The sequence below is a fragment of the Colwellia sp. MB3u-41 genome (genome assembly GCF_014076845.1).
Lineage (GTDB): Bacteria > Pseudomonadota > Gammaproteobacteria > Enterobacterales > Alteromonadaceae > Colwellia_A.
The window spans coordinates 1-13,802 of sequence record NZ_JACGUT010000078.1 but is presented as its reverse complement, the minus strand read 5'-3'; the positions used below and the strand labels follow the sequence as shown (position 1 = coordinate 13,802).

15 protein-coding genes and 1 pseudogene are annotated in these 13,802 nt (G+C 38.9%); 5 read left to right on the top strand and 11 right to left on the bottom strand.

Annotation, left to right across the window (positions count from 1 at the left end):
* Positions 1-85 precede the first annotated feature (85 nt).
* Both H4J73_RS10690 and H4J73_RS10685 read right to left on the bottom strand, forming a co-directional pair.
* Positions 86-325: a thioredoxin family protein gene (locus H4J73_RS10690; protein WP_182180987.1), complete on the bottom strand. Its 240-nt coding sequence runs from the start codon at positions 323-325 to the stop codon at positions 86-88.
* Positions 326-336: 11 nt separating this feature from the next.
* Complete coding sequence (locus H4J73_RS10685) at positions 337-1,332, bottom strand: permease (RefSeq protein WP_182180988.1); 996 nt, start codon at positions 1,330-1,332, stop codon at positions 337-339.
* A 435-nt stretch (positions 1,333-1,767) separates the two neighbouring features.
* On the opposite strand from H4J73_RS10685, the gene katG reads away from it, so the two are divergent.
* Positions 1,768-3,990: a catalase/peroxidase HPI gene (gene katG / locus H4J73_RS10680; protein ID WP_182180989.1), complete on the top strand. Its 2,223-nt coding sequence runs from the start codon at positions 1,768-1,770 to the stop codon at positions 3,988-3,990.
* A 200-nt stretch (positions 3,991-4,190) separates the two neighbouring features.
* Here the strand turns inward: katG and adhP are convergent, their stop codons facing one another.
* The 6 genes and pseudogenes from adhP to H4J73_RS10665 form a co-directional block, all read right to left on the bottom strand.
* Positions 4,191-5,201: an alcohol dehydrogenase AdhP gene (adhP, locus tag H4J73_RS10675; RefSeq protein WP_182180990.1), complete on the bottom strand. Its 1,011-nt coding sequence runs from the start codon at positions 5,199-5,201 to the stop codon at positions 4,191-4,193.
* 260 nt (positions 5,202-5,461) lie between these two features.
* A complete protein-coding gene (locus H4J73_RS20515) occupies positions 5,462-5,647 on the bottom strand; it encodes a hypothetical protein (protein ID WP_259366695.1) in 186 nt (61 codons plus the stop codon).
* A gap of 91 nt (positions 5,648-5,738) precedes the next feature.
* Positions 5,739-6,020: pseudogene (locus H4J73_RS20510) on the bottom strand (Na+/H+ antiporter NhaC); the annotation flags it as partial.
* Positions 6,020-6,304, bottom strand: coding sequence for a hypothetical protein (locus tag H4J73_RS20505; protein WP_259366690.1), 285 nt, complete (start codon positions 6,302-6,304; stop codon positions 6,020-6,022). The pseudogene H4J73_RS20510 and the gene H4J73_RS20505, both read right to left, overlap by 1 nt.
* A gap of 6 nt (positions 6,305-6,310) precedes the next feature.
* Entirely contained in the window at positions 6,311-6,628 is a 318-nt protein-coding gene (locus H4J73_RS20500) for a hypothetical protein (RefSeq protein WP_259366691.1), read from the bottom strand.
* A 136-nt stretch (positions 6,629-6,764) separates the two neighbouring features.
* Entirely contained in the window at positions 6,765-7,220 is a 456-nt protein-coding gene (locus tag H4J73_RS10665; protein ID WP_182180991.1) for a hypothetical protein, read from the bottom strand.
* A 468-nt stretch (positions 7,221-7,688) separates the two neighbouring features.
* Between H4J73_RS10665 and H4J73_RS10660 the strand changes: the two genes are divergently transcribed.
* A complete protein-coding gene (locus H4J73_RS10660) occupies positions 7,689-7,892 on the top strand; it encodes a hypothetical protein (protein ID WP_182180992.1) in 204 nt (67 codons plus the stop codon).
* 27 nt (positions 7,893-7,919) lie between these two features.
* Here the strand turns inward: H4J73_RS10660 and H4J73_RS10655 are convergent, their stop codons facing one another.
* From H4J73_RS10655 to H4J73_RS10650, 3 genes are all read right to left on the bottom strand, one after another.
* Positions 7,920-8,390, bottom strand: coding sequence for a Crp/Fnr family transcriptional regulator (locus H4J73_RS10655; RefSeq protein WP_220460080.1), 471 nt, complete (start codon positions 8,388-8,390; stop codon positions 7,920-7,922).
* Between the two features lie 45 nt (positions 8,391-8,435).
* Positions 8,436-8,627 (bottom strand): hypothetical protein, encoded by a 192-nt coding sequence (locus H4J73_RS20235; RefSeq protein WP_220460081.1) that lies wholly within the window; start codon positions 8,625-8,627, stop codon positions 8,436-8,438.
* A 406-nt stretch (positions 8,628-9,033) separates the two neighbouring features.
* Entirely contained in the window at positions 9,034-9,798 is a 765-nt protein-coding gene (locus H4J73_RS10650; RefSeq protein ID WP_182223559.1) for a Crp/Fnr family transcriptional regulator, read from the bottom strand.
* Between the two features lie 399 nt (positions 9,799-10,197).
* Between H4J73_RS10650 and H4J73_RS10645 the strand changes: the two genes are divergently transcribed.
* From H4J73_RS10645 to acnA, 3 genes are all read left to right on the top strand, one after another.
* A complete protein-coding gene (locus H4J73_RS10645; RefSeq protein WP_182180994.1) occupies positions 10,198-10,383 on the top strand; it encodes a hypothetical protein in 186 nt (61 codons plus the stop codon).
* 3 nt (positions 10,384-10,386) lie between these two features.
* Positions 10,387-10,536, top strand: a complete 150-nt coding sequence (locus H4J73_RS10640) for a universal stress protein (protein WP_220460082.1) — start codon at positions 10,387-10,389, stop codon at positions 10,534-10,536.
* A gap of 391 nt (positions 10,537-10,927) precedes the next feature.
* Positions 10,928-13,666 carry an aconitate hydratase AcnA gene (gene acnA / locus H4J73_RS10635; protein ID WP_182180995.1) on the top strand — a complete coding sequence of 913 codons (2,739 nt, stop codon included), beginning with the start codon at positions 10,928-10,930 and terminating at the stop codon, positions 13,664-13,666.
* The last annotated feature ends 136 nt before the right edge of the window (positions 13,667-13,802 follow it).

The following is a 13,802-nucleotide window of genomic DNA, read 5'->3' as shown; positions in this document are numbered from 1 at the left end:
AGTCATGTTTAAAGTGCCTGTTTAGCAGCCGTATTTCTTGTTATTTACTATTAAATATTTTAACTATTAAGTGTAGCGCTAAATATTAATCATCTCGCAACCAAGTCTCAATTTCGTTTCTATGTGGAATCGAGCCGCTGTGAACATTAACGTCATTAATAATGATTACTGGCGTGGTCATTACACCATAACCCATAATAGTTTCTGGGTCTGTCACTTTACTTATTTGAACTTCAACGTTGAGTTCATCTGCTATTTTTGAAATTATCTCGACTGTTTTTATACATTTAGTACATCCTGTACCTAATACTTTGACTTCTTTCATTATAATATTCCTTAGATAAAAGGGCTTAAAAAGTTAAAAATCCAACCAATGAGTGTAAAGGCAACCAGCAATAAAATAAAAAGTATGGCTAATAATCGCCACTGCATCACTTGCTTTAATAGAATAAACTCAGGAAAACTCGCTGCAACCGTACTCATACAAAAAGCGAGTGTTGTGCCTATAGGAAGTCCTTGTTTAATTAAACTTTCCATCACCGGAATAACACCCGTAGCATTAGAATATAATGGTATGCCAAGTAATACCGCTGAAGGAACCGACCACCATTGTCCATCACCTAGATGTTCTTGGATCCAACCGTCAGGAACAAATCCATGTAAAGTGGCACCTAAGCCAACACCAATGATGACCCACTTCCATACTCGACTAAATATTTCTAAGGTTTCTTCTTTTGCAAAAGCATGTCTTTCTTCTAAAGATAACGATTGAGTGTGTTGTGCTGTTGTTGTTGTATTCACTGTATTTTTACCTCGTTCTAATGCTTTTGCCGCAAAAGACTCCAACCAACGTTCAGCTTTAATAGCATCAAGAAAAACACCACCGAGTATTCCAACCGACATGCCAACCACCACGTAAAACAGTGTAAATTTCCACCCTAATAAACTCAGTAATAATAAAACAGCCACTTCGTTGATAAGTGGAGAGGTGATTAGAAACGACATTGTTATCCCAACAGGAATACCAGCAGAGGTGAAGCCCAAAAATACCGGAATACTTGAGCAAGAGCAAAATGGTGTTATTGCACCAAAACTAGAGCCTAATATATAACCTACCCCTTTGTGTTTACCCGCTAAATAGTCACGAACACGCTCGACATTCATTGACGCTCTTAACAAGGCAATCGCGTAAATCATGACAAGCAATAAAAAGAATATCTTAGTGGTATCTTCTATAAAAAAATGAAGAGCATCACCTAGCTTTGTTGCTTTTGATAAACCAAACACATCAACAACTAACCATGTGGCTATATCTGTAAACATTTGAAACATGAGTGTCCCTAATAGGTCTTTTTACTATTAATGACCAACTATAACAATACAATACAATACAATAGTAATTTCAAGGGCTTACCTTTGAGCATGGGTAAATCATTGAAGATAAAACACAATTTTTAAAGGCTATATTATAAATTAATAAATCGTACGATATACTGATCATAATCATATTATACGCAATTAGATGCTTAAATAGCATTCAACTGTTAGTCGCTTTATTGCCTAAATAAAGGTGATGTAAGTGATAGGTTAAGCCTCTATTACCAAGCAGCATAGTCCTTGTAGCAAGGTTTTTTTTGCGGTTATTTAAATTAATGGTCTGTAAAAATAGAACATTATCTTCAATAAAATCAATTATTCAAATTACCTTTTTGTTTCTATGCTTTATGTGGCTCTTATAACCCACTTATTAAAAGCAAGGAATAAACAATGTTTAACAAAATACTCCCTATTGCAGCGGTAATTTCAGTTGCCTTATGTGCAATGGTAATGCCGTCAAAAGCCTTAGCAGGCAATCAGATAAAAACGAATGAATTTTGGTGGCCAGAAACGTTAAGTTTAAGCCCATTACGTCAACATAGTGCTGAATCAAACCCTTATGGCGAGCAATTTAATTATGCGAAAGAATTTAGCAATGTTGATTTAACTCAGCTTAAAAAAGATATTCAAACCACTTTGACTGACTCAAAAGCCTGGTGGCCAGCAGATTGGGGACATTATGGCCCATTAATGATCCGTATGGCTTGGCATAGCGCTGGTGTGTATCGTGTGCATGACGGTCGTGGCGGTTCATCTGGTGGGCAACAACGTTTTGAGCCCCTCAATAGTTGGCCAGATAACGCTAATTTAGATAAAGCACGTCGATTATTGTGGCCTGTTAAACAAAAGTACGGTCGTAGTATTTCCTGGGCTGATCTAATGGTGCTTTCAGGTAATGTAGCGCTTGAGTCTATGGGCTTTAAAACCTTTGGTTTTGCTGGTGGTAGAACGGACGATTGGGAACCTGACTTAGTTTACTGGGGAGCTGAAACTGCGATGCTTACTGATAAACGTCGCGATAAAAAAGGCAAACTTAAAGGCCCACTTGCTGCTGTAGAAATGGGCTTGATCTATGTTAACCCCGAAGGCCCTCATGGTAAACCTGATCCACTTCTAGCGGCTCAAGACATTAGAATGTCATTTAGACGTATGGCGATGAATGACGAAGAAATTGTCGCTTTAAGTGCTGGTGGACATACCTTTGGTAAGGCGCACGGCGCTAAAAAACCAAGTGGATGTGTAGGTGCCGAACCTGCGGCAGCTGACATTGAAGAACAAGGCTTAGGTTGGAAAAACAAATGCGACAGCGGTGTTGGCGCTGACACTATAACAAGCGGCCTAGAAGGCGCTTGGACAACAACCCCTACACAATGGTCAACAAACTATCTTGATAACTTAATGAACTTCAATTGGGTACTCACTAAAAGCCCTGCTGGTGGTAAACAATGGACACCCGAAAATAAAGCAGCCGTTAATTTAGTACCTGACGCGCATATTCCTAATAAACGTAATGCCCCTATTATGTTTACCACCGATATTGCGTTAAAAGAAGATCCTGAATTTCGTAAAATTGTTGAACGCTTTAGAGCAGAGCCTGCTGAGTTTGAAAAAGCCTTTGCTAGGGCTTGGTTTAAGTTAACTCACCGTGATATGGGACCTCGCGCAAGATACGTGGGTACAGAAGTGCCAAGCGAAGTGCTAACGTGGCAAGACCCCATTCCAGCTATAAGCTACCAAGCGATTAACGCTCAAGATATTGCTGCGCTTAAAAAGCAAATAACACAGTCGGGCTTAACCACGGCTGAATTAATCAGAACGGCTTGGGCTTCAGCGTCAAGCCACCGTGTAACTGATATGCGCGGCGGCGCCAATGGTGCACGAATTAACCTTGAACCTCAAAATAGTTGGCCGGTCAATAGTCCCAAAGCGTTAAATAAAATCTTAATGACACTCGAAGCGATTCAAGAAAAATACAACAAGCAATCAACTAAGCAGCAAGTATCGTTAGCTGACTTGATCATATTAGGTGGTGCTACCGCCATTGAAAACGCAGCCGAAAAAGGAGGTAAATCAGTATCTGTACCTTTTGTACCTGGCCGCGCCGATGCGACACAAGCACAAACAAGCGTAAAGTCATTTAATTATTTAGCACCTAATGCTGACGGATTTCGTAATTTTTACTCGACAGAAAGCTATATGTCACCAACAGAAATGTTAGTAGATAAAGCAAATACTTTGGGGTTAAATGTGCCTGAAATGACCGTACTTGTAGGAGGTATGCGTGCGCTTGATGCAAACTATGATGGTTCGTCTTATGGCGTATTCACGAATAAACCCGGTGTGTTAACCAATGATTTCTTTGTAAACTTACTTGATATGTCTACCGTGTGGACTAAAGATAAGTCTACTGAAGGTGTTTATGTTGGTCATGACCGTGTTTCAGGTGAAGTTAAATGGCAAGCAACACCTGTTGATCTTATCTTTGGCTCAAATTCTGAATTAAGAGCGATTGCTGAAGTTTATGCCTCTGACGATGCGGATAAAAATTTTGTTAACGACTTTGTCAAAGCATGGGTTAAAGTCATGCAATTAGACCGATTTGACTTGAAATAAGCTTAATAACGCTTTAAGTAAAGCAGCTAACCGCCAGTGGCGGTTAGCTGCTTTACTTATCACTCAATTAACCTTATGACCCGCTTAACTAATAATGAGTTTAACTGATGATTTAATCATTTTTATTCTTATCGTCCCCACCCCACCAAAAAAAGCTATCTACGTGACAGTAACAAAGTCTTTAGCAACCAGGAGGATCATTAAAATTTCATCACCACTCGACCTACAATTTTCCCTTTAACCATATCGTCAAAAATATCATTGATATCTTCCAGTGACTTTTCAATGGTAATAGCCTTAACTTTTCCACGGGCGGCAAAGTCTAAGCACTCAATTAAATCTTTACGTGTCCCTACAATAGAGCCCACAACGCTCACACCATTTAATACCGTGTCAAATATCGGTAATGGCATATCTTCAGCAGGCAAGCCAACTAAAACACACTTACCGCCACGGCGAATAACGTTATAACTTTGTTCAAATACGCTTTTACTAACAGCGGTGCATATACTGGCGTGAACACCACCTGTTTTAGCGAGCACTTGTGCAACAACATCATCACATTTAAAGTCTAAACAAATTGCAGCACCAAGGTCTTTAGCAAGGGTTAATTTATCTGTTCCTGTATCAATGGCAATAACATTTAATCCCATAGCGACTGCATATTGCACCGCCAAATGTCCTAAACCACCAATACCAAAAATGGCGACCCATTCACCAGGCTTAGCAGTAGAAACTTTCAAGGCTTTATAAGTGGTCACGCCCGCACAGAATAAAGGGGCTGCATCAACATAATTAATACCATCGGGTATTTTTACAACATAGCTCGCGTCTGCTTTACAATATTCAGCATAACTACCGTCAACAGAGTAACCCGCATTTTGCTGAGATAAACATAAATTTTCATCTCCGGTTAAACAGTAGTCACAATATCCACAAGCACTATAAAGCCAAGGTATGCCCACGCGATCGCCAAGTTTAAGGTGTGTTACTTGTTCCCCTACCTCAACAATTTCTCCTACGCCTTCATGACCAGGTACGAGTGGCATTTTAGGTTTTACCGGCCAATCTCCATGACACGCATGTAAATCTGTATGACAAACACCACAAGCATGGATTTTTACCAACACTTCTTTACTAGAAATAGTAGGTTTATCAAGCTGTTTAATCTCAAGCTTCTCTTTAAACTGATGAATCACGGCTGCTTTCATTACGTAAATCCCTTAACGATAATAATGTGTAAAATAATAGTATAATCCCCACATTTTATAAAACTACGACATAGAACAATAAAACGACTGAAATTGTGAGTATTTGCTATATAAATGATTAAAAAAACAACATTCACTTTACGATAAAGTCATTGAAGGGAGACTCACTTTGTTGTCGTGCTATTAATTTTAATGCGCTAAACCGAGCTTACAATTTGTTCACACCTAAATTATAAGCTACCACTCTGGCCAATGTTATTTTACTTATTCACTACATTGTCTTTTTCAGTATCTTCGACTTTTGGTGTACCATCAGCATTAAATTCTGCTATCGCTTCACCAGAAGATCCCCAATGTTCTCTTTTTTCTTCGGTTGCTTTGGCGAGAATAACCCAGTAAAAGCATAGAAAACTCCAATAATCGGTGCCATCCAGCAGGCAAAACAAGGGGGATATACAAAAGGTTTTCTATATTGCCATGAGCAAGACCGAGCCCTGAAATTACAAATACACCACCCACATTCCATGGAATTAGCGGAGACATTAATGTTCCACCTTCTTCGATTCCACGTGATAGATTTAAGGTTGAATAACCCATACACGATAAACAGGCGAGTACATTCGCTCTGGTAAAACAATCGATAAGTAATGGTCGCTGGCAACTAGGTTAGTAGAAAAACAGTGCCAATCGCCGCGGTTTGAATGCCAGAAAACTACTGACTTTACTCTTGATAGCATTAATAATTAACTTCACACAACCTGTTTTTTCAATCGCACCGCCAAACCCCAGCGCAATTAATATCAAAGAAATAGTCCACATCATCGATTGTATCCCCCCCGATTTAACAAACTGTCAATTTCTTCAATCCCGGTACTTATTGAGTAGCCATTATTGGCAAAATCAAAAATTGATTGCCCGCTCTGCCCCTGAACAATCATTGCCGTTGCACCACCCGCAACAACGCCAGCGAATAATGAGGGCATGGGGGGATATTTTTTTATCGCTAAACCCATAACGAAAAATCTAACCAACAAATAAATGATAATAGCGACGAGCATATCTGGGATAATCGTTGCCATCATATTTTTTATATGAGAAAACACATAGGTTCAAGTCACTGCAGGGGCCAAATTAGTGGTGTCGGAAAGTGGTGAAATTTCATCACCAAAAAATGCACCCGAAACTAAAGTGCCAGCGGTCCAATATGCAGGAATGTTGAAGCCCCCACCAATGCCCATTAAGGCCAAACCACCCGTACCGCTAGCAATCCAGACCCCAATAATCATCCCAACCGTTATTAACAAAGACACTAAAGGTAAAGCGACGTGAATAACGTAAAAGATTTGTGTCCCAATAATAAGCAGAGTCAACACAACCGGCGTTAAGGCAAGTAATAAGCTAAGATTTGCATTTTCTGTCCGTTTCATTTAAATACATCATATTTTTTGTTCACATATTTGGTCACAAATAGTCATCGTGATTGTTATAAAACAGGCCAATTTAACTTATTATCGCTTTGAGAAAATCACTACATCGTCGATATTAAGAATGAAAAAGGTAGGGTCACACATCATTCATCCTTTGGATGCCATGCATTATTTGCTGATTTTTTTGATGTAAATTATTGATCAAGTCTTGAAGATACTCTTTACTATAATCGTTGATTATCAGGGGTAAAATAGATATTAGCCACATTTCTATCTTCTCATTTACCTCTAACATTACAGCGATTATTTTTTCACTGTTTGCATCAGGAGCTAACGCTAGTGTTTTTATATAAACTAATAACTGCTCGTCAATATCATCATCAAACCACATTTCAAATATTTTAATAGGCGCCTCTATCAATGAGCTGATTAAATATTGGTTTCTGATTTTTTGCTTGTCTGTTAAATAATGTAAAAACATGCTAGCGCGTTCTTGCTCTGTCACTTTAAGACTTCTCTCATAAAACGCTAACGTTGCGGTATTCAATGTTATTAGGTGTTCAAATACTTCACTTAATTGGTGATAACGCATAACTTTCCTTTCTATTCTGAATTTCTGTGTGCCTATTTTTAGATTTATAATCCTATTTTCCAAGAACCTAACAATCAACTTATAAATTGCACAACACGGCTTGAATTTTTTTGATTCATGAATGATTTCTTCATGTAGGATTTATTTCACATCTCAAAGTAACAAAATATCAGCCTGTTAGATGTGCGCTAGCGCACATACTTAAATATTGATGTATCAGAACAAAAATCAATTTTTAGCGTTATAAAAGCCTAAAGGGGGATATTGCTTATACCGCCAACATACATATTTAAATATAACCTATACTACTGAGAATATAGCGCATACAGAGGGTAGTAAGCTTTCTAAATAAGAAAACCGTTAAGTTGTGTGTGATGGCGTACATATTTGTTTTCACATGCAGTGCAAAATAATAGTCGTAACCTATAACTTAACTAGTTTAACAGATCGTAACTATTGGGATTTAATATGAGTAATCAAAACGAACGCAGTATCGCTACTTTTGCGGCTTTAACAACTTGCATCGCAAATGGAGAAGTAGAATCAGTAAGAGAGCTATTAGAAAAACAGCCAATACAAGCACTTGAGAAAAGCTATCTTATTGATTTAGCAATACTAAAAAAAAATTCTACTATAATAAAACTTATTGAGGAGAGCCCAATAAAAGAATAGATTCAAAAAATGTATGGCTAAAGTGGTCTAGTTTAACATATTGGTATAATTACCTTTTATTAGCTGATAACACTCACAAGCTTCTAGCTCTAAGCCCTTACGATTAAGTATCTGAATGGTACCTCGTTTATAGCTAATTAACTTTTTATCTTTTAATAGGCAAGCGGCTACTGTTATACCGCTTCTTCGAACGCCAAGCATATCAGCAAGAAATTGATGTGTTAGATTTAAATGAGTAGAATGTGCCCTATCATCAGTCATGAGTAACCAACGAGCAAGACGAGATGCTATGGGATGAAATCGCATGCAGACTAATGATTGAGAACCTTGCACAAACAAAATATAAAGGTAATCATTCAACCTTTTTAACAGTAATGGAAAGTTTTTCAGTTGATACTGGAATTGCTTAACAGATAAGCGCAGCGCCGTTCCAGAACCCTGGACAACAGCTCTATCTGGTGCCGATTTTACTCCTGAAATATTGGAAATACCCAACATGCCTTCATTACCAATAATGCACAACTCAAGCGGTGGGTGTCTAGTTCAGGTAGTGACCAGTGAAATATACCCTGTTAATGGATAGAATATGTAGTCAATACCTTGCCCACGCTCATGTAATATATCACCAGAGGTTAAATGGACCTGCTCGCATTGCGCTAAAATAGTTTTTCTTAGTTTACTTGGTAGCCCATCTAACAGCTTATTGGTGACTTCTTGTTTTTCTTTTGATCGCATATGTTTGCTCTCTGATACAGAAAAAATGATATTGCGTTAAATAATTGAACTTTATAGCAGCAATAATCAAGTGTAAGCCTTATAAAATATGGGTTCTGTGCGCTGGCAAACATTGCTAATTATATGAGCTTAGAACTTAATTATTTAAAATAATTAAGTTCTAAGCAATAGCGGTGTCTAAAATGTCGCGAGGATTTATTCAATGTCAGCGCTAAAGTCATAACGTTTTACGTGGATATTGAAGGAAGAGTTTTATAAAAGTAAATAGAGTGGCGCCTTATTCAGCACAGTAGCTGATATTGTGCCGACCATCATAAATTGATTAAAAATAAATTTTTATATTCATAAAAAGCATCAGTTTATGGAGATAAAAGACAATGTTACTCACTTGAATAAATAACGTTGATTAAAGATTAGTAACATTTTGTGAGGTATAATAAAATTTTTCGTTTTCATGAGGGAGTAATCGGTCGGTTTCTTTTTTTACAACCGCGTAGCATTCACAACTTAAGTCTTCAAGTTTCTGCCTATTTAACACAGTGATATGACCGCGATGATAATCAATCACACCCAATTTCTGAAGTTTCCCCGCAGCTTCGGTCACACCTTCACGGCGTACCCCTAGCATATTAGCAATAAGTTCCTGAGTCATCGTTAGGTTGTTATCCGGTAAACGGTCAAGCGACAGTAGAAGAAAACGGCACAATTGCTGATCAATAGTATGGTGGCGATTACATACTGCGGTCTGTGACATTTGAGTAATGAGTGATTGGGTATAACGAAGCATTAAACCTAACAATTTTCCATGCCGGTGGAACTCTTCGGTTAAGCGTTTTCCTTTAAGTCGATATGCATAACCCGCACTTTGAACTACGGCTCGACTTGACGTACTTTCTCCGCCCATAAACAGCGCAATACCAACGACGCCTTCATTACCTACCACAGAGATTTCTGCCGAAGCGCCACTCGCCATTACGTATAATAAAGACACAATGGAGTCAACGGGAAAGTACACATTAGCGAGTTTATCACCTGCTTCGTACATCACCTCTCCTAACTCTAATTTTACTAACTCAACAAAAGGAAAAAGTCGTTCTTTTACTTCATCAGGTAAGACAGCTAGTAAGTGATTTTGTAAGGGAGTAATTTGGGTGTTGATTATTTTTTGCATCGTATATGCGTCCCTTCTTAATAATTGAATGAAGCAGCTAAAGGTTATAATGATACGTTAACAAAAACAAACTCGCTGTTCAGTTCGATACCGTACACAATTCTCTTTAATTTAGGTAGTAAGTAAACAAAAAGTATCTTTCGCTGTAATCAAAATTCTATGCCACTAGCAGTACATGCCCTTAAGTTCAGATAACAACATAACAAACAACAATAATATTTAAAGACAAAAATTTAAGCTTTGCCAGCCACCAATCAAGAAATATTGTAATTTAAGAAAGGAAAATTTATGTATAAACATATTTTATTTGCCAGAAAACTTAATGATTAAAAAAGTTATATTGAAGATAAAGTCGCGCAATTACAACAGTTCACCAAAGCTAAGATCAGTATTATTCATGTGGTAGAGCCGATACCTAATTATGGAGGAGCACTCGGTGTTGTTCCGGGTCCAGACCCAGTTGGCAGTTTTGGTAATACAGAAAAACGAAAAGAACAAGCCAAAGAGGTACTTCAACCATTAGCTAAAAGGCTAAATATCAACGAACAACGATTGTGTATATCGGTCGGATATATTAACGAATAAATATTGGCTTTTGCAGAGCACGAACATGTCGATTTAATTATAACAGGCAGCCATGGCGTTCATGGTTTACAATTATTGTTAGGCTCTACCACAAATGCCATTTTACACGGCGCAATATGTGATGTCTTGGCGGTGCGTTTTAAAGAGCAATAAGCATTGATTTAAGCAATAAATATATTGCCTTGAATATTATGATGGTAACGAACCTGCTGTGAGCGACCCAATCAATTGAGTCGGTAATTAATAGAACATCGTCAATTATCTATCGGTTGCCGCTAGGCTTACCTTTTCATAACAGGTGTTCATCGCGGCTCGTATCACTAATTTATCCTGTCTTATCAAATCGACCTATCATGATAAATTATTTGACTCGAGTCTCATTTTTAATAAACCCCCTACTGATTGCTATATAATTAAACATGTCACCAGCCCTTTATTTTGGCTGCCACATTATGTTTTCGTCCATGTATGCTAGGGTATATTGACTACGTTTATCATAATGCGTGTACCAATCAGATTACTACTTTTAATGGAGATAACGACAATGGCCAACTCTATACAACGTTTGAAGCAGCTTGAAATTAATGGTGAAATTTGTCACTACCACAGTTTTGATGGTTTAACAGATAAGTATGACCTTTCACGTTTGCCTTTTGCCGCTAAAATTCTCTTAGAAAATCTATTACGTCATGCTGATAGTGATTTTGTTCAACAAGCGGATATTGAAACCTTAGCCAATTGGGATGTAGACAACTGGCAAGATACTGAAATTGCCTTTGTTCCTGCTCGCGTAATTTTGCAAGATTTTACGGGAGTACCCGCCGTAGTTGATTTAGCGGCTATGCGTGATGCGATAGTAAAAATGGGTGGAAAAGCCAAACAAATAAATCCGTTAAATCCAGTAGAATTAGTCATCGACCATTCTGTAATGGTCGATGTGTTCGGTCAAGCTGATGCGATGGAAAAAAATACCGCGATTGAGTTTCAACGTAATCGTGAACGTTATCAGTTTTTACGCTGGGGCCAGCAAAGCTTTGATAATTTTAAGGTGGTTCCACCAGGTCGCGGTATTGTGCATCAGGTAAATCTAGAATATTTAGCTCGAGTGGTATTCAAAAATCCCGACGAAAATAATTTACTTTATCCTGATACTTTGGTCGGCACCGATTCACATACCACCATGATTAATGGTTTAGGTGTGTTGGGTTGGGGAGTCGGCGGTATCGAAGCTGAAGCGGCGATGCTGGGACAACCCGTTACTATGCTAATACCTGAGATTGTTGGTTTTGAATTAACGGGGAAATTACCGGCAGGCACTACAGCAACTGACTTAGTCTTAACGGTGACCGAACAATTACGTGCTGCAGGTGTGGTAGGTAAGTTTGTCGAATTCTTTGGAACTGGCGTGAATGAACTGACCTTGGCCGACCGAGCGACCATAGCCAATATGGCGCCAGAATATGGGGCAACGTGTGGAATTTTCCCCATCGATCATCAAACTACCGATTATCTGCAACTAACCGGCCGTGACAGTGACCACATTGAACGTGTAGAGTCCTATTTAAAAACGATGGATATGTGGGGAACGCAGTCTCAACAGCATGCTGTTTATCATAGCCGATTATCATTAAAACTAGATGAAGTAGTGCCTTCTATTGCTGGGCCCAAACGTCCACAAGACAGAATTTCACTGGACCGTGCCGGTCTTGCTTATCGTGACTGGTTAGCTTTACAACACGGTATTAAACAAGCAGGCTTGAGCGAAAGTGAAAGTGGCTTTGAAAGTGAAGGCGGACAACCTTCGGTGCTATTACCTGCTAATAATGAAGATTCAGGCGTTCCCTGTCAGTATGCTGATGAAGATTTTATATTAAAACACGGTGCTGTAGTGATAGCGGCAATCACTAGTTGCACTAACACTTCAAATCCATCGGTATTAATTGCCGCTGGTTTATTAGCCAGAAATGCGCGTCAGCGAGGATTAACGGTTAAACCTTGGGTGAAAACCAGTTTTGCACCTGGTTCTCAAGTGGTCACTGATTATCTGCTTAAATCTGGCTTAAATGAAGATTTAGATGCCCTTGGTTTTCAGTTAGTCGGATACGGTTGTACGACCTGTATTGGTAATTCAGGCCCTTTACCTACCGAAATTAGCGACGCTATTCATCAAGGCGATTTATCTGTTACCTCTGTTTTATCGGGTAACCGTAACTTTGAAGGGCGTATTCATCCAGAAGTCCAAGCTAATTATTTAGCCTCTCCTCCTTTGGTCGTTGCTTATGCTTTAGCGGGTAATATGAAGATAGATATTACCACGGGCTCACTAGGTGATGACCCTACAGGTAAACCGGTTTATTTACATGACATCTGGCCAGATAGTCAGGAAATTAAGCAAGTTATCGAAAAAGTTATCGACAGTTCAATGTTTATTTCCCGATATGAAGATGTGTATAGTGGCAATAAAGACTGGCAGGCACTGGATATAGTACAAAGCCAGAAATATGATTGGCCAGATTCTACTTACGTCAAATTACCACCATTTTTTAACAATATTACCGCAAAAATACCAAGTATTAGCCCGATTAAAGATGCCCGATGTTTGTTAAAACTGGGTGATAGTGTCACTACTGACCATATTTCACCTGCCGGCTCAATTGCACTAGATAGCCCCGCGGCTCAGTATTTACAAAGTGAAGGCGTCTCGCCTAAAGGCTTTAACTCTTATGGCTCTAGACGCGGTAATCATGAAGTGATGATGCGCGGTACTTTTGCGAATGTTCGTTTACGTAATTTATTAGCACCAGGCACTGAGGGCTGTTGGACGACACTGATGCCATCGGGTGAAAAAATGAGTGTTTTTGATGCGGCGATGCAATACCAACAACAAAAAATTGCTTCGATTGTCTTAGCTGGAAAAGAATATGGTACGGGCAGTTCTCGTGATTGGGCCGCCAAAGGGCCTGCCTTATTAGGCGTTAAAGCGGTAATTGCACAAAGTTACGAACGTATTCATCGATCTAATTTAGTCGGCATGGGGATATTACCATTGCAGTTTATGCCAGATGATGATGCCGAGTCACGAAAGCTGACCGGTGAAGAGCAATTTAGTATTCCTGCCGTGAGTATTGGGCAGAAAACGGTGAAAGTATCCGTTAAAACTGAAGAGGGTAATGAACGTTCCTTTGAAGTGAAAATTCGTATTGATACACCCAACGAATTCAAATACTTCCAACATGGTGGCATATTACATTATGTGCTACGAAATTTAGCGTCGACAGACTAATATTGTTACCCTTGCCGAATTCATATACTAAGTGCGACACCCAAGTTAATAAAAACGATGAACTGCGATATCCTTAGTTTTTTGCTCCCGCCAAGAAGTAAAACACTATGAAATACAAGCAGCTCACCGAGGGTGA